Source organism: Streptomyces sp. NBC_00510, from assembly GCA_036013505.1.
In the GTDB taxonomy this organism is placed as follows: Bacteria; Actinomycetota; Actinomycetes; order Streptomycetales; family Streptomycetaceae; genus Actinacidiphila.
This window is the reverse complement of the sequence record CP107851.1, coordinates 7,592,775-7,608,636: the sequence shown is the minus strand read 5'-3', so window position 1 is coordinate 7,608,636 and position 15,862 is coordinate 7,592,775. Positions and strand designations below refer to the sequence as shown.

Sequence of the window (15,862 nt, the reverse complement as noted above, 5' to 3'; positions counted from 1 at the left end):
CTCAGGCAGTCTCGGCGACGAGGCGCTGCACGGCGGCGATGGCCTCGCCGACCGCGTCCGCGTTCTGGCCGCCGCCCTGGGCGACGTCCGGCTTGCCGCCACCGCCGCCGCCGAGGGTCTTGGCGGCGGTGCGGACCAGCTCGCCGGCCTTCAGGCCGCGCTCACGGGCCGCCTCGTTGGTGGCGATGACGGTCAGCGGACGGTCGTTGGCGACGGTGAACAGGGCCACGACGGCAGCGCGGCCACCGCTGATCCGCTGGCGGACGTCCAGGACGAGCTTGCGCAGGTCGTCCGCGCCGGTGCCGTCCGGCACCTGGCCGGTGATCAGGGCCACACCCTTGACGTCCTGGGCGGAGGCGGCGAGCCCGGCGGCAGCCTGCAGGACCTTCTCGGCGCGGAAGCGCTCGATCTCCTTCTCGGCCTCCTTGAGCTTGGCGAGCATGCCGGAGATCTTCTCCGGGAGCTCCTCCGGACGGCCCTTGACCAGCTGCTGGAGCTGGGCCACGACCGTGTGCTCGCGGGCGAGGAAGTTGTACGCGTCCACGCCGACCAGGGCCTCGACCCGGCGCACGCCGGAACCGATCGAGGACTCGCCGAGCAGCTTCACCAGGCCCAGCTGGGCGGTGTTGTGGACGTGCGTGCCGCCGCAGAGCTCCTTGGAGTAGTCGCCGATCGTCACGACGCGCACCCTCTCGCCGTACTTCTCGCCGAACTCGGCGATGGCGCCGGCCTTCTTGGCCTCGTCGATGCTCATGATCTCGGCGGTGACGTCGAGTTCGCGGGAGAGCACGGCGTTGATCTTCTGCTCGACGTCCGTCAGCACACTGCCCGGCACGGCGGCCGGCGAGCCGAAGTCGAAGCGGAAGCGGCCCGGGGAGTTCTCCGAACCGGCCTGGGCGGCGGTGGGGCCGAGCGCGTCGCGCAGCGCCTGGTGGGTGAGGTGGGTGGCGCTGTGGGCGCGGGCGATGGCGCGGCGGCGGCCGAGGTCGATCTTGCCGAACGCGGCGGAGCCGACGGTCACCTCGCCGACCTGGACGCTGCCCTTGTGCACGGTGACGCCGGGCACGGGCTGCTGCACGTCGCGCACCTCGATGACGGCGCCCGAGTCGGTGCGGATGCGGCCGGTGTCGGCGAGCTGGCCGCCGCCCTCGGCGTAGAAGGGGGTGCGGTCGAGGATGACCTCGACCTCGTCGCCCTCGTTGGCGGCCGGCGAGGGCACACCGTCGACCAGCAGGCCGACGACACTGGCCTCGCCCTCGTTGTCGGTGTACCCGGTGAAGACGGTGCTCCCGGCCGTGTCGGCGATGGAGCGGTACGCCGACATGTCGACATGACCGCTCTTCTTCACCAGGGCGTCGGCCTTGGCGCGGTCCCGCTGCTCCTTCATCAGGCGGCGGAAGCCGTCCTCGTCCACCGACAGGCCCTGCTCGGCGGCCATTTCGAGGGTGAGGTCGATCGGGAAGCCCCAGGTGTCGTGGAGCAGGAAGGCCTTGTCGCCGGAGAGCACACCGGAACCGGCGGACTTGGCCTCGGTGACGGCGGTGTCCAGCACATTGGTGCCGGCCTTCAGCGTCTTGAGGAAGCGGGTCTCCTCGGCGAGGGCGACCGTCTCGATGCGCTTGCGGTCCTCGACGAGCTCCGGGTACTGCTGGCCCATCGTCTTGATGACGGTGTCGACGAGGTCGCCGACGACGGCGTCCGTGGCACCGAGCAGCCGCATGTTGCGGATGGCGCGGCGCATGATGCGGCGCAGCACGTAGCCGCGGCCCTCGTTGCCGGGGGTGACGCCGTCACCGATCAGCATGACGGAGGTGCGCATGTGGTCGGCGACCACGCGCAGCGAGACGTCGGAGTCGTGCGCGGCGCCGTAGGCGACGCCGCTGAGCTCGGTGGCCTTGTCGATGACCGCGCGCAGGGTGTCGGTCTCGTACATGTTCTGCACGTCCTGCAGGATCATGGCGAGACGCTCGAGACCGAGACCGGTGTCGATGTTCTGGGCGGGCAGGTCGCCGAGGATCGGGAACTCCTCCTTGCCGGTCCCCTCCCCGCGCTCGTACTGCATGAAGACCAGGTTCCAGATCTCCACGTACCGCTCGTCGTTGACGGCCGGGCCGCCCTCGACGCCGAACTCGGGGCCGCGGTCGTAGTTGATCTCGGAGCACGGGCCGCAGGGGCCCGGGACGCCCATGGACCAGAAGTTGTCCTTCATGCCCAGGCGCTGGATGCGCTCGGCGGGCACGCCCACGACCTCGCGCCAGATCTGCTCGGCCTCGTCGTCGTCCTTGTAGACGGTGATCCACAGCCGCTCGGGGTCGAGACCGTAACCGCCGTCCGCCACGGAGCTGGTGAGCAGCTCCCAGGCGAACTTGATGGCGCCTTCCTTGAAGTAGTCGCCGAACGAGAAGTTGCCGCACATCTGGAAGAACGTCCCGTGGCGGGTGGTCTTGCCGACCTCCTCGATGTCGGGCGTGCGGACGCACTTCTGCACGCTGGTGGCGCGCGGGAAGGGCGGCTTGACCTCACCCAGGAAGTAGGGCTTGAACGGGACCATGCCCGCGGGCACCAGAAGGAGCGTGGGGTCGTCGGCGATGAGCGACGCCGACGGCACGACGGTGTGCCCGCGCTCTTCGAAGAAACGCAGCCAGCGGCGGCGGATTTCTGCCGACTCCATCAGTGTTCGTCCTTCCGGTGGTGGTACGCGATCTCCGGCCGCTGGGCCGGCATGTCGAGGTCGGGGGCCGTACGGCCCAGTTGGTCGTTGAGCTGTTCCTCGCGCTCGGTCATCCCGGCGCGGACGTCCTGCGCGAAGGTGCGCAGCCGGTCCCCGGCCTCGAGGGCCTTGTCGGCCGCCTTCGCCGCGAGGCTCTCGGGGGTCAGGCTGCGGATCTTGCGATGGACCTTGTTGGTGGCCCACACCCCGGCGGCGGCACCGGCGGTGAACCAGAAGGCACGGCGGAACATGCAGGTCAGCCCCTTGACTTACGGCTGCGGGCGGACGGAAGCGTCCGGCCGACGACCACGGTGCGCTTCTTGGCGGCGCCCTTGGCCTGGAGGGTGACCGCACGCCGCACGCCGTAGCCGAAGGCCGCGACCTTCACGAGGGGGCCTCCGAAGGTGGAGGCGACGGTCGTGGACAGGGCGGAGGCGTTCGCGGTCACCTCGGCGACGTCGGAGGTGATGGTGTCCACGCGGGCCAGCTGGGCGTGGGCGGAACGGACCGCCTCGGAGGCCTCGCCGAGCAGCGGCACGGCCTGGTCGGTCACCTCCGCCACGAGGCGGGTGGCCTGACGGAGCGCCTGCGCGAGCCGCACGAGTGCCACGGCGAGGAACGACACCAGGATCGCCCAGAAGACGGCCACGATGAGGCCGGCCACCTCTCCACCGGACACGCTGCCACTCCCTCGGATCCACCGCGCCAACCAGGTACCGACCTTATCGCGACGGGCAGCACGCTCCGTACCGCATTGCGGGCCGGGGCCGCCCCCCACCGGCCCGGGCGACGGGGCCCGGACTGTACGTTCCGCTTATTTGACGATACCCTCCGTGACCCATGCGCCATGAGACGACGCCCGGCAACCTGCCGTGCGAGCTGAACCACTTCGTCGGCCGGCGGCGCGAGCTCGACGAGGTGGCCCGCCTGCTGGAGCGGGCCCGGATGGTGACGGTGACCGGCTTGGGCGGGGTCGGCAAGACCCGGCTCGCGCTGCGCGCGGCGGCCGGGCTGCGCGCCGGGTTCGCCGACGGGGTCTGGCTGGCCGAGCTGGGGGCCGTACGGGATCCGGGGCTGGTGGACCACGCCGTGGCGGACGCGCTCGGCCTCACCGACCACACCACGCGCGGCCCCCGGGCCGCGCTCGGCGCTTTCCTGGCCCGCCGCGAGCTGCTGCTCGTCCTGGACTGCTGCGAACCGCAGGTGGAGGCGGCCGCGGAGCTGGCCGAAGCGATGCTGCGGCGGGCACCGGGACTGCGGTTGCTGGCCACCAGCCGGCAGCCGCTGGGGGTGGCCGGCGAGCACATCGTGGCGCTGGAGCCGCTGAGCGACTCCGACGAGGCGGTGGAGCTGTTCGCCGACCGGGCGGCCGCGGTGCTGCCGGGCTTCACCGTGGACGCCGGCAACCGGGCCGAGGTGGAGGAGCTGTGCCGCCACCTGGACGGCATCCCGCTGGCGCTGGAGCTGGCGGCGGGCCGCGTGCGGGCGCTGTCGGTGCGGCAGATCACCGGGCGGCTGGACGACCGCTTCCGGCTGCTCACCCGGCGCGGCGGCACGGGCGGTCCCGAACGGCACCGCGCGCTGCGCACCACGATCGGGTGGAGCCACGAGCTGTGCACCCCGCGCGAACGGCTGCTGTGGGCACGGCTGTCGGTGTTCGCCGGGGACTTCGACCTCGACGCCGCCGAGTACGTGTGCGCGGGCGGCGAGGTGACCGCCGACGCGATGGTGGACCTGCTGGCGGACCTGGTGGACAAGTCGGTGGTGCTGCGCCGCGAGGACGCGGGCGTGGTGCGCTACCTGCTGCTGGACACCGTGCGCGAGTACGGGCTGGGCTGGCTGCGCGAGCTGGGCGAGGAACGGCGGCTGCGGACCCGGCACCGCGACTGGTACCTGGGGTTCGCCACCTGGGGCGAGATGGAGTGGTTCGGCGCACGGCAGGCGGAGATCTCGGCCGGCACCGAGCGGGAGCTGGCGAACCTGCGGGCCGCGCTGGAGTTCTCCCTGGAGGTCCCCGAGGAGCTGCGGACCGGGCAGTACCTGGCGGCGAGCCTGTGGTTCTTCTGGGTCGGCTGCGGCCGGCTCGCCGAGGGCCGGTACTGGCTGGAGCGCGCTCTGGCGGCCGACCACGAGCCCACGGGTCAGCGCGCCAAGGCGCTGTGGGTGTGCGGTTACGTCTCGATCCTCCAGGGCGACGGCACCGCGGCGCTGGGCATGCTGTACGAGTGCCGGGAGCAGGCACTGGCCACCGGCGACGCGACGGCGGTGGCGTACGCGGTCCACCGCATGGGGTGCGGGGCGCTGCTCAGCGACGACCTGCCGCGCGCCAGGGCGCTGTTCGAGGAGGCGCTGGGGCACTACCGGACGCTGGGCGAGCTCAACAGCAACGTCATCATGGCCGAGGTCGAGCTGGCGATGGCGGTGGCCTTCGAGGGGGACCTGGAGGGCGGGATCGAGCTCTGCGAGCACATCCGCGAGGTCTGCGAGGACCACGGGGAGCGCTGGGCGCTGGCGTACGCGCTCTACACGCGGGCGGTCATCGCCTGGTGGCAGGACGACCCCGTGCTCGCCGCCGAACTGGCGGCCGAGTGCGTGCGGATCAACCACGCCTTCCGCGACATGGTGGGCATCGTGCTCGGCATCGAGCTACTCGCGCTGCTGCGGGTCGCGGAGGACGCCCGGGAGGCGGCGGTGCTGCAGGGCGCGGCGGGCGGCATCTGGCGGCTCGTCGGGCTGCCGGTGTTCGGCTCGCGCCACTTCGGCATCCCCCACCAGCGCTGCGAGGAACTGGCCCGCGCCGAGCTGGGCCGGGTCGGCTACGAGGGGGCGTACGCCGAGGGTGGCGTCCTCGACCTCGACGCGGCCGTCGCCAGGGCCCTGACCGGGCTGCCCCCGACACGCACCGGCCCACGTCCGCCCCGCGGTCCCGTGCCACCCGCCGATTCGCTGCCCGCGGGCGCGCCGCTCGGCCGGTCCGCCCAGGACTGACCGGGGCGAGCAGGGTCACCCCGGGCACGCGAAAGCCCCGGCGCCCCGCCGGAAGGGCGGGGCGCCGGGGCTGACGTGCGTGCCGGGTGGGGCAGGCGTCAGCGAGCGTAGTACTCGACGACGAGCTGCTCGTCGCAGATCACGGGGACCTCACGACGGTTCGGCAGACGGTCCAGGCGGAACGCCAGCGCCTGCAGGTTGACCTGCAGGTACTTCGGGGTCTCGCCCTCGCCGGCCCAGCCGCCCTCACGGGCGACCTGGAACGGGGTCTTGGCGCGGGAGCGCTCGCGGACCATCACGACGTCGTCGGGGGTGACGCGGAACGACGGCTTGTCGACCTTGTGGCCGTTGACCTCGATGTGGCCGTGGACGACCATCTGGCGGGCCTGGTAGATCGTGCGGGCCAGGCCGGCGCGCAGGACGAGGGCGTCCAGGCGGCGCTCGAGCTCGACGATCAGGGCCTCGCCGGTCTTGCCGCTGACCTTGCGGGCGCGGTCGTAGGCACGGGCCATCTGGCGCTCGGAGATGTCGTACTGCGCGCGCAGACGCTGCTTCTCCAGCAGTCGGACCTTGTAGTCACTGTTCTGCTTGCGGCCACGGCCGTGCTCGCCCGGCGGGTAGGGACGGGCCTCGAAGTACTTGACGGCCTTCGGCGTCAGGGCGATGCCGAGGGCACGCGACTTCTTGACCTTGGGACGCGACTGGTTCACGTTTCCCAGACCTCCATGTAAGTTAGGCAAGGCTTACCTTAGCGAAGGAGATCGTATGTCTCGCCCTGGGAACACCACGCGCATCACGGACGCAATGGACGCCGCACAGGGCGCCGCCGACGCCACGGCGGGCGCCGACTTGACGGGGGTCCGATCAGCTCATGGTCAGCCGCGTCCCAGCGGGCATGAAACCGCCCGACTGCCGTCAGCAGCCGAGCGCACACGAACTCTCGTACAGAGTACCGCCTCCGCCATCCTGGTGATTGCCGGCCTGGTGCCCGACCTCCCCGAGCTCATGGTCCCGGACGAGCGGATCGTGGGCACCGACGGCGACCTGTTCCTGCTGTTCCCCGCGGAATCGCCCGCCGTGCGGGCCGCCACGCACGCCGAGGACGACGACCTCACGGCTGTGCTCGACATCACTGACGTCGCCCCGGTCGCGGTGCCCGGACGCATCCGCGGCCGCGCCTGGATCGCGGGCTGGCTCACCGTCGCGCGCGACCTGCCGGCCCCGGCCGGGAAGGTGCGGCTGCGGCTGGAGGTCGGCGAGGCGTCGCTGGACGACCTGTGGGGCGCGGAGCAGGTGGAGCCGGACGAGTTCGCCGCAGCCCGCCCCGACCCGCTCGTCGACCACGAGGCGGAGCTGCTGCAGCACCTGGCGGCCGCCCACGCCGACCAGGTGGGCTGGCTGTGCGCGCTCGCCGGCGGCACCGGCGCCTGCCGCAGCACGCCGACCACCGCGGTGCCGCTCGCCCTGGACCGCTTCGGGCTGCGGGTGCGCTTCACCGGCGAGGAGGGCACCTTCGACGCCCGCTTCGAGTTCCTGGAGCCCGTACGGGGCCACGCCGACCTGCACCGGGCCATGCACTCCCTCTTCGACGCCGCGCAGGAGGCCGCGGCCGCACAGGACCGCTGACCCGGCCCCGGCGCACCCGGCCCCACCGGGCGTGGCGCTACTCCCCCGCCAGCCGTTCCCTGACCCGTTCCAGGACGTCGGCGTAGCGGGCCTCAGCGCCGTAGCGCGTCGGCTCGTAGTAGCGCCGGCCGTGGATCTCGTCCGGCGCGTACTGCTGGGCGGCGATGGCACCGGGCAGATCGTGCGGGTACTGGTAGCCCTGGCCGTGCCCGAGTTTCGCGGCGCCCTTGTAGTGGCTGTCGCGCAGATGCGCCGGGACAGGCCCCGCCTTGCCCGCGCGCACGTCGGCGAGCGCGGCCCCGATGGCCGTCGTCGCCGCGTTGGACTTGGGGGCCAGGGCGAGCGCGATCGTGGCGTGGCTGAGGGTCAGCGCGGCCTCCGGGAAGCCGATCATCGCCACCGCCTGGGCCGCGGCGACCGCCGTGGGCAGCGCGGTCGGGTCGGCCAGGCCGATGTCCTCGCTCGCGGAGATCATCAGCCGGCGGGCGATGAACCGCGGGTCCTCCCCCGCCTCGATCATGCGGGCCAGGTAGTGCAGGGCGGCGTCCACGTCCGAGCCGCGGATGGACTTGATCAGGGCGCTGGCCACGTCGTAGTGCTGGTCGCCGTCACGGTCGTACTTCACGGCGGCACGGTCGACGGTCTCCTCGAGGGTGCTCAGGGAGATCTCCGGCTCGCCCTTCGCCAGGGCGGCGCCCGCGCCGGCCTCCAGGGCGGTCAGCGCCCGGCGGGCGTCCCCGCCGGCGATCCGCAGCAGGTGCTCCTCGGTGTCCTCGGGCAGCGTGACCGCGCCCTTCAGCCCGCGCTCGTCGGCGAGCGCCCGCCGCAGCAGGCCGCGCAGGTCGTCGTCGGTCAGCGGCTCCAGGGTGAGCAGCAGGGACCGGGACAGCAGCGGGGAGATGATCGAGAAGTACGGGTTCTCGGTGGTGGCGGCGATCAGGGTGACCCAGCGGTTCTCGACGGCGGGGAGCAGGGAGTCCTGCTGCGCCTTGCTGAACCGGTGGATCTCGTCCAGGAAGAGCACGGTGTCGCGGCCGTAGCCGCCGGACTCGCGTTTGGCGCTCTCGATGACCGCGCGGACCTCCTTGACGCCCGCGGTGATCGCCGACAGCTCGACGAAGCGCTTGTTGGTGGCGTGGCTGACGACGTAGGCGAGGGTCGTCTTGCCGATGCCCGGCGGACCCCAGAGGATCACCGAGGACGGTCCCGCCGGTCCGCCCCCACCCTCGCCGACCAGGCGCCGCAGCGGCGACCCGGGCCTGAGCAGATGGCCCTGCCCCACGACCTCGTCGAGGGTGCGCGGGCGCATCCGTACGGCCAGGGGGCTGCCTCCGGGCTCCCTCGACTGGCGTTCCTCTGCGGCGGCGGTGAACAGGTCGGGCTCCACGGCAAGGAAGCCTATGTCACGGCACCGACACCGCGGCCCCGCCGTCAGATCAGGGTGCTCCAGTACGTCCACCAGCGGGTCAGGATCGCCACCGCGATCGCGCCGTACCAGAGGACGGGGACGACCCAGTGGAACTCCAGCACCAGGTCCCGGACGCGGGCGGGCGCCGGGATGATCTCGTGCTTGAGGTTGTGGACGAGGGTGTACCAGAACAGCGCGATGGTGACGACCCACGCCAGCGAGCACCACAGGCACAGCGAGCCGATGTTGTACAGCGACTGGTACTGCAGCCATGTGACGAAGCCGACGCCGAAGAGCGTCCCGGCCTGCAGTCCGAGCCAGAACCAGCGACGGTAGCGGGCGCCGGCGAGCATTCCCACGGCGAGGGCGATGACGACCGGGTAGGCGACCATGCCGATCATCGGGTTGGGGAAGCCGAAGGCGTGCGCCTGCTCGCTCTTCATGATGTTGCCGCAGGAGATGATCGGGTTCAGGCTGCAGCCGGGGACGAAGTTCGGGTCCTCCAGCAGCTTGAACTTGTCGATCGTGATGACCCACGAGGCGAGCAGGCCGAGCGCACCGCAGACCACGAGCAGCCAGGTGAAGGCCCTGCCCGCGCCGATGAGCCCGTCCGTGGGCTCCTGGCTCCCGCTGTCGGTGCGAGCCGTGTCAACCACCGTAGTCACCATGTCGCCGTTTCCGTGGGTCGGGAATGTGCCGCACTGCCCAACGCGTCGAACCCGCCGGAAGTGCCGGGTCCCATGGTGCCGTGTCACCCGCGCGAGCGACAACGGCCGGGCGGGAGGGCGGAATTCGGCTGCGCTTCGTGTGGCACCCATCGCCCTGTGTTACCGACCGCCGCACAGGTGCGATGGACCGAACCCTCCCGAAAATGCACATAAATAAGACATATAGGATTCTCAGAGGACGCGGAGATCCGAGGATTCACTTCGACGGGGAGAGGTGCCCCATGCGTCGACCCGAGTGGGTGCCCGCAGGGACGGACGTCGAGACGCCGAACGCCGCCCGGGTCTACGACTACTACCTGGGCGGATCCCACAACTTCGAGGCCGACCGCGACATGGCGCGGCAGGCCATGGCGCTGTGGCCCGACCTGCCGGTGATCATGCGTGCCAACCGCGCCTTCCTGCGCCGCGCGGTCCAGCACCTCGCCGGCCTGGGCATCACCCGCTTCCTGGACATCGGCTCCGGGATCCCGACCTTCGGCGCCGTGCACGAGGTCGCGCGGGCCGTCCACCCGGAAGCACGCGTGGTGTACGTGGACCTGGACCCGATCGCGGTGGCCCACAGCCGCCTGCTGCTCCAGGACGACCCGCTGAGCGCCATGGTGATGGCCGACATGACCGACACCGGCGACCTGCTCTCCCGGCCCGAGGTCACCGCCCTGCTCGCACCCGGGGAACCGGTGGCGGTGCTGCTGGTGGCGATGCTCCACTTCGTCACCGACGCCGAGGACCCCGCCAAGATCGTGGGCGCGCTGCGCGACGCCGTACCGCCCGGCAGCCATCTGGTGCTCACCCACGCCTCCCGGGACAGCCGCCCCGAGCAGGCGGACTCGCTGGCGGAGCTGTACGCCCGGCGCACCACGACGCCGCTGGTCATGCGGACCAGGAAGGACGTGACGGCGTTCTTCGACGGCTGGGACCTCCTGCCGCCGGGCCTGGTGTGGCTGCCCGAGTGGCGCCCGGAGGACCCCGAGTCGGTGGGGCCGCATCCCGAGCGCATGTCGGGCCTGGCCGGTGTGGGGCGGCGGCCGTGAGGGAGTCCCGCTCCCCCGTCGCGGGACCCGCCCCGGACTTCGCGGACGCCTGGTCGCACCTGCTGCGTTCCGGCCCGGGGCTCGCCCTGCCCCCGCTGACCCTGCACCGGGTGGCGGCCACGACCGCGGAGCTGCTCGGACGGGCGCTGGGCGACCCCACGTGCGACACCGCGCCGGCGGAACAGGCCGGCACGCTGCTGGTGGAGGCCCACTTCACCGACCCCGAGATCCTGGCGGCCGCCGTGGCGCTGCTGCAGATCCAGCCGGCCGCTCCCGACCGGGTACCGGTGGTGGCCGGCGCCTTCGCCTCCGGCTGGGCGGCGGCGCTGCGCGAGCGGACGCTGCGCGAGCAGGAGGCGATCCAGCGCGCGGCCTTCCGGGCCCGTGAGGACGCCGAGCGGGCCCGGCGCGCCTCGGAGGCCCGGTTCCGCGCGCTGTTCGAGCACGCCGCCATCGGCATCGGCATCGCGGACGTGGACGGCACGATCGTGCAGTTCAACCAGGCGCTCCGGGATCTGCTCGGGGCCCGCCCGGAGGACCTGCGGGGCCGCCGGGTCACCGAGCTGGTCCACCCCGAGGACGCCCCGGGGGTGTGGGAGGCGTACGACGACCTGGTCAACGGGCGCCGCGAGCGGTTCCAGTGCGACAAGCCGTACTACCGGCGCGACGGCGAGGTGGTGTGGACCCACCTGACCGTCTCGCTGATCCGCGACGAACACGGGGAGCCCCGCTACCAGGTGGCGATGGTGGAGGACATCACCGACCGCTACCGGCTGCAGGAGCGGCTGCGTCACCAGGCCACCCACGACCCGCTGACCGGGCTGCCCAACCGCACGGCGTTCTTCGAGCGGCTGGAGGGCCTCTTCGAGCAGCCGCAGCCCGGCGCGCGCTTCGGCCTGTGCTACGTCGACCTCGACGGCTTCAAGGTCGTCAACGACAGCCTGGGTCACGGGACCGGGGACCAGTTGCTGACGGCCGTGGCCGAGCGGCTGGACGCCGCGCTCGCTCCGCTGGGGCACATGGTGGCCCGGCTGGGCGGTGACGAGTTCGTGGTGCTGCTGGAGGAGTGCCGCGGCGACCAGGAGGCGGTGGCGGTCGCCAAGCTCGTCCTGACCACGCTCGCGCGGCCCTTCCTCGTGGGCGACCAGCAGCTGACGATCGGCGCGAGCGTCGGGGTGCTGGCACAGCGGATCGCCGCCACGACCCCGGGCGCGGCGGTGCGGGCGGCGGATCTGACGCTGTACCGCTCCAAGGAGGCCGGACGGGGCCGCTGGACGCTCTTCGACCCCCGGCACAACGCGCGCGCCGTGAGCCGGTACGCCATCTCCGTACGGCTGCCGGTGGCGCTGGACCGCGGGGAGTTCTTCATCGACTACCAGCCGCTGTGCTCGCTCGCCGACGGCTCCCTGGCGGCGGTGGAGGCGCTGGTGCGGTGGCGTCACCCGCAGTTCGGGGTGCTGGGGCCGGACGAGTTCGTGGGGACGGCGGAGGAGACCGGGCTGATCATGCCGCTGGGCCGGTGGATCCTGGAGCGCGCGGTCGGGCAGGCGGCCGCCTGGGTGCGGCGCTACGGGGAGGCGGCCCCGCAGATCAACGTCAACCTGGCGGTCCGTCAGATCCGCAACCCCGGCCTGGTGCACGACGTCACGTCGATCCTGGAGAGCACCGGGCTCGAACCCGGGCGCCTGGAGCTGGAGATCACCGAGAGCGCCGTGATCGGGCCCGAGGACGAGTCGCTGCGCGCCCTGCAGGCGATCGCCGACGCCGGGGTCTCGCTGGCCGTCGACGACTTCGGCACCGGCTGGTCGAACCTGGCCTACCTGAGGAACCTTCCGGTGTCCGGGCTGAAGATCGCCGGAGCGTTCGTCACCGACCCCCACCGCGCCGGAACGGACGACCCCGTCGGCTGGCGGATCGTCGGCGGGCTGGTGTCGCTGGCGCACGCGCTCGGCCTCACGGTCACCGCCGAGGGCGTGGAGAACTCCCAGCACGCCCGGCGGCTGCGCTCACTGGGCTGCGACTGGGGCCAGGGCTGGTACTTCGGGCGGCCGATGCGGCCGGAGCGGATCGCCCGGTGGATCGAGCGGGGACGACCGGAGTGACCCGCGGCCGGGAGGCCGGTGGCCGGTGCGCGCGCACGGCGCGGCCGGCCGGTGGGGACACCGGCCGGCCGCGTGACCGTCGGACGGTCAGGCGAGCCGCTCCCGCACGGCAGCGACGACGCCGTCGAGCGGCACCGCGCTCTGCTCGCCGCTCTCCAGGTCCTTCACCTGCACGACACCCTCGGCGAGGTCGCGCTCGCCGGCGACGATCGCGAGGCGCGCTCCCGAACGGTTGGCGGACTTCATCGCGTTCTTCAGCCCCTTGCCGCCGAAGGCGAAGTCCGTGGCGACACCCGCCCGGCGCAGCTCGGTGACCACCGCGAACAGCACCCGGCGCGCCTCCTCGCCCATCGGCACCGCGAACACCTGCGTGGCAGCGGGCAGTTCGAGCTCGATGCCCTCGGCCTCCAGGGCCAGCACCGTACGGTCCACGCCCAGCGCCCAGCCCACCGACGGCAGCGCGGGGCCTCCGATCATCTCGGACAGGCCGTCGTAGCGGCCGCCGCCGCCGACCGCGGACTGCGAGCCGAGGCCGTCGTGCACGAACTCGAAGGTGGTGCGGGTGTAGTAGTCCAGACCGCGCACCAGCTTCGGGTCGTCCTCGTAGGCCACGCCCGCGGCCGTCAGCAGCTCGCGCACCTGCTCGTGGTAGGCCTTGCAGGCCTCGCACAGGTGGTCGCGCATCATCGGGGCCCCGACGAGCTGCTTCTGCACGCTGTCGCGCTTGTCGTCCAGGACGCGCAGCGGGTTGATCTCGATCCGCCGGCGGGTGTCCTCGTCGAGGTCGAGGCCGCGCAGGAAGTCCTGGAGGGCGGCCCGGTAGACCGGACGGCACTCGCGGTCCCCCAGCGAGTTCAGCAGCAGGCGGAAGTCACGCAACCCGAGCGAGCGGTAGGCGTCCACGGCCAGGATGATCAACTCGGCGTCCAGCGCCGGGTCCTCGGCGCCGATCGCCTCGGCGCCGACCTGGGAGAAGTGGCGGTAACGCCCGGCCTGCGGCCGCTCGTAGCGGTAGTACGAGCCGGAGTACCAGAGCTTGACCGGCAGGTTGCCGGCCTTGTGGAGGTTGGCCTCCAGCGCGGCCCGCAGCACGGAGGCGGTGCCCTCGGGGCGCAGCGCGAGGTTCGTGCCGCCCTTGGTGGTGAGGGTGTACATCTCCTTGGTCACGATGTCGGTGGACTCGCCGACGCCGCGGGAGAAGAGCTCGACCTGCTCGAAGCCGGGGGTCTCGACGTAGCCGTAGCCGGCCCGCCGCAGCGGCGCGGACAGCGCCTCGCGGACCGCCAGGAACACGGCGGAATCGGGCGGCAGGAGGTCATAGGTGCCCTTGGGGGCCTGGAAGGTGCTCACAGGAGGTCTCTCGTCACATTCCTCGTCGCGGAGGGGCGGGGTGGTCGTCCCCTCCGAGGCCGCGGGCCACCTCCGCCAGGTACGGGTTGGTGGCGCGCTCACGGCCGATGGTCGTCTGGGGTCCATGGCCGGACAGCACCACGGTCGAGTCGTCGAGCGGCAGGCACACACGGGCCAGCGACACGAACAGCTCGTCCATGGAACCGCCGGGCAGATCGGTGCGGCCGACGGAGCCGGCGAACAGCAGGTCGCCCGAGAAGAACACCGAGGGGATCTCGGCGGTCTCGGGGAGCCTGAAGGTCACCGACCCCTCGGTATGGCCGGGCGCGTGCGCCACGGACAGCTCGAGACCGGCGAGCTCCAGCGTGCTGCCGTCGGTGAGCTCCTTCAGGTCGTCGGGCTCCCCGATGGTCAGTTCGCCGAGCAGCTGCGCGCCGATCGAGCGGCCGAGGGCCTTCTCCGGGTCGTTCAGCATGTAGCGGTCCCGGGGGTGGATCCAGGCCGGGACGCCATGGGCCCCGCAGACCGGGACGACCGAGGCCGTGTGGTCGAGATGGCCGTGGGTGAGGATGACGGCGACGGGCTTGAGACGGTGTTTGGCGAGCGTGTCCTCGACGCCCTGGGCCGCTTCGTGGCCCGGGTCGATGATCACGCACTCCTCACCGGCGGCGGGGGCGACCACGTAGCAGTTGGTGCCCCAGGCCCCGGCGGGGAACCCGGCAATGAGCACGTTCGTCCTTCTGTCGGCAGTCGTTCTCGGCAGGTCGTACCGCACGACGGCGGCCCCACGAGCCTACCGGCGCTGACGCGGCCATCGCGAACCAGTAACGTGGCTGGACTGGGGGGCGCGCCGGGCGCGAAGATCGGCGGCGAACGCAGTCACATTCGGACGCGACGAGCAGAAGGCATCGGGAGACGGCTCAGTGGTCACCAAGGATCAGCGGCGGCGCCAGCTCGCCCGGGACAAGTTCGAGCGGCAGCACGACCGCCGTGTGCAGGCCCACCGGAAGACCGTACGGCGCAACGCGGTGGTCGCCGCCGTGCTCGCCGTGGTCCTGGCGGCGGGCGCCACGGCCTGGGCGGCCGGCGCCTTCGGTTCGGACCCCAAGAAGGACGACGCCGCCGCCGCGGGCGCCTCCCCCACCCCCGCGGAGACGAGCAAGGCGCCCGACCCGTGCGCCAAGCCCGCCGCGGGCAGCCCCGGCACGGAGCAGTGGAAGAAGGAGCCCGCGGTCACCGTCGACACCGCGGCGAAGTACACCTTCACGCTGCAGACGACCTGCGGCGACATCGCGCTGGACCTCGACGCGAAGAACGCCCCGCACACGGTCAACTCCTTCGCGTTCCTGGCCGGCAAGGGCTACTTCGACCACACGAAGTGCCACCGGCTCACCACCAGCGGCATCTACGTGCTGCAGTGCGGCGATCCGACGGGCCAGGGCAGCGGCGGCCCCGGCTACACCATCCCGGACGAGAACCTGAAGGCGAAGGAGGTCGCCGGGGGCACGTACCCGGCGGGCACGGTCGCCATGGCCAACACCGGCCAGGCGCACACCGGCGGCAGCCAGTTCTTCCTGGTCTACAAGGACAGCCCGCTGCCGCCGAACTACACCCCGTTCGGGACGATCAGCGCGGCCGGCATGAAGGTGCTGGACAAGATCGCGGCCGCGGGCGAGTCGACCGGTGCCGGTGACGGCGCCCCGAACGCCACCGTGGTGATCAACAAGGCGACGGTCGGGAAGTCCTGACCGCCGCGTCCCGCACCCGCAGGTGAATTTCGCGGGTGCGGGATGCGGACAGCCGGGGCACCGGTCGCCTATGTTGGCGTTGTGTAGGGTGCCTGCTCCGACGGCTGCACCATGGATGTGAGCGGACCGTCGGACCGGTCAGGGCACGGCCCGGCCGAATGGAACTGTGGA

Annotated in this window: 13 protein-coding genes; 5 read left to right on the top strand and 8 right to left on the bottom strand. The window is 72.3% G+C overall.

Annotated elements, in window-relative coordinates; translation table 11 throughout:
- Position 1 precedes the first annotated feature (1 nt).
- The 3 genes from alaS to OG937_34405 are packed head-to-tail and all read right to left on the bottom strand — an operon-like array spanning position 2 to position 3,389.
- On the bottom strand, positions 2 to 2,671 hold the full coding sequence (alaS, locus tag OG937_34415) for an alanine--tRNA ligase (protein ID WUD76422.1): 2,670 nt from the start codon (positions 2,669 to 2,671) through the stop codon (positions 2 to 4).
- A complete protein-coding gene (locus OG937_34410) occupies positions 2,671 to 2,961 on the bottom strand; it encodes a DUF6167 family protein (protein ID WUD76421.1) in 291 nt (96 codons plus the stop codon). The genes alaS and OG937_34410 overlap by 1 nt, the downstream gene beginning before the upstream one ends.
- Before the next feature lie 5 nt (positions 2,962 to 2,966).
- The gene (locus OG937_34405; GenBank protein ID WUD76420.1) at positions 2,967 to 3,389 is read right to left on the bottom strand and encodes a DUF948 domain-containing protein; all 423 of its coding nucleotides are present in this window, start codon (positions 3,387 to 3,389) and stop codon (positions 2,967 to 2,969) included.
- 161 nt (positions 3,390 to 3,550) lie between these two features.
- On the opposite strand from OG937_34405, the gene OG937_34400 reads away from it, so the two are divergent.
- Complete coding sequence (locus tag OG937_34400) at positions 3,551 to 5,698, top strand: regulator (protein WUD76419.1); 2,148 nt, start codon at positions 3,551 to 3,553, stop codon at positions 5,696 to 5,698.
- Positions 5,699 to 5,796: 98 nt separating this feature from the next.
- On the opposite strand, the gene rpsD is transcribed toward OG937_34400, so the two are convergent.
- A complete protein-coding gene (gene rpsD / locus OG937_34395; GenBank protein ID WUD76418.1) occupies positions 5,797 to 6,408 on the bottom strand; it encodes a 30S ribosomal protein S4 in 612 nt (203 codons plus the stop codon).
- A 199-nt stretch (positions 6,409 to 6,607) separates the two neighbouring features.
- Between rpsD and OG937_34390 the strand changes: the two genes are divergently transcribed.
- Positions 6,608 to 7,324, top strand: coding sequence for a DUF2470 domain-containing protein (locus OG937_34390; GenBank protein WUD78980.1), 717 nt, complete (start codon positions 6,608 to 6,610; stop codon positions 7,322 to 7,324).
- A 37-nt stretch (positions 7,325 to 7,361) separates the two neighbouring features.
- Here OG937_34390 and OG937_34385 read toward each other — a convergent pair whose 3' ends face one another.
- Together OG937_34385 and OG937_34380 are read right to left on the bottom strand one after the other, a co-directional pair.
- The gene (locus OG937_34385; GenBank protein WUD76417.1) at positions 7,362 to 8,711 is read right to left on the bottom strand and encodes a replication-associated recombination protein A; all 1,350 of its coding nucleotides are present in this window, start codon (positions 8,709 to 8,711) and stop codon (positions 7,362 to 7,364) included.
- Between the two features lie 44 nt (positions 8,712 to 8,755).
- Positions 8,756 to 9,400: a vitamin K epoxide reductase family protein gene (locus OG937_34380; protein ID WUD76416.1), complete on the bottom strand. Its 645-nt coding sequence runs from the start codon at positions 9,398 to 9,400 to the stop codon at positions 8,756 to 8,758.
- A gap of 281 nt (positions 9,401 to 9,681) precedes the next feature.
- Between OG937_34380 and OG937_34375 the strand changes: the two genes are divergently transcribed.
- Positions 9,682 to 10,491, top strand: coding sequence for an SAM-dependent methyltransferase (locus OG937_34375; GenBank protein WUD76415.1), 810 nt, complete (start codon positions 9,682 to 9,684; stop codon positions 10,489 to 10,491).
- On the top strand, positions 10,488 to 12,593 hold the full coding sequence (locus OG937_34370; protein ID WUD76414.1) for an EAL domain-containing protein: 2,106 nt from the start codon (positions 10,488 to 10,490) through the stop codon (positions 12,591 to 12,593). The genes OG937_34375 and OG937_34370 overlap by 4 nt, the downstream gene beginning before the upstream one ends.
- Positions 12,594 to 12,680: 87 nt before the next feature.
- Here the strand turns inward: OG937_34370 and hisS are convergent, their stop codons facing one another.
- Together hisS and OG937_34360 are read right to left on the bottom strand one after the other, a co-directional pair.
- On the bottom strand, positions 12,681 to 13,943 hold the full coding sequence (gene hisS, locus OG937_34365) for a histidine--tRNA ligase (GenBank protein WUD76413.1): 1,263 nt from the start codon (positions 13,941 to 13,943) through the stop codon (positions 12,681 to 12,683).
- A gap of 13 nt (positions 13,944 to 13,956) precedes the next feature.
- Positions 13,957 to 14,673: an MBL fold metallo-hydrolase gene (locus tag OG937_34360; GenBank protein WUD76412.1), complete on the bottom strand. Its 717-nt coding sequence runs from the start codon at positions 14,671 to 14,673 to the stop codon at positions 13,957 to 13,959.
- 193 nt (positions 14,674 to 14,866) lie between these two features.
- Between OG937_34360 and OG937_34355 the strand changes: the two genes are divergently transcribed.
- Positions 14,867 to 15,691 carry a peptidylprolyl isomerase gene (locus tag OG937_34355; GenBank protein ID WUD76411.1) on the top strand — a complete coding sequence of 275 codons (825 nt, stop codon included), beginning with the start codon at positions 14,867 to 14,869 and terminating at the stop codon, positions 15,689 to 15,691.
- Positions 15,692 to 15,862: the final 171 nt, after the last annotated feature.

What these genes read in the sequence shown, in the direction of transcription:
- OG937_34380 (WUD76416.1), bottom strand. Translation starts at nt 9,400, where the DNA reads ATGGTGACTACGGTGGTTGACACGGCTCGCACCGACAGCGGGAGCCAG.
- OG937_34400 (WUD76419.1), top strand. Translation starts at nt 3,551, where the DNA reads ATGCGCCATGAGACGACGCCCGGCAACCTGCCGTGCGAGCTGAACCAC.
- OG937_34410 (WUD76421.1), bottom strand. Translation starts at nt 2,961, where the DNA reads ATGTTCCGCCGTGCCTTCTGGTTCACCGCCGGTGCCGCCGCCGGGGTG.
- alaS (WUD76422.1), bottom strand. Translation starts at nt 2,671, where the DNA reads ATGGAGTCGGCAGAAATCCGCCGCCGCTGGCTGCGTTTCTTCGAAGAG.
- OG937_34375 (WUD76415.1), top strand. Translation starts at nt 9,682, where the DNA reads ATGCGTCGACCCGAGTGGGTGCCCGCAGGGACGGACGTCGAGACGCCG.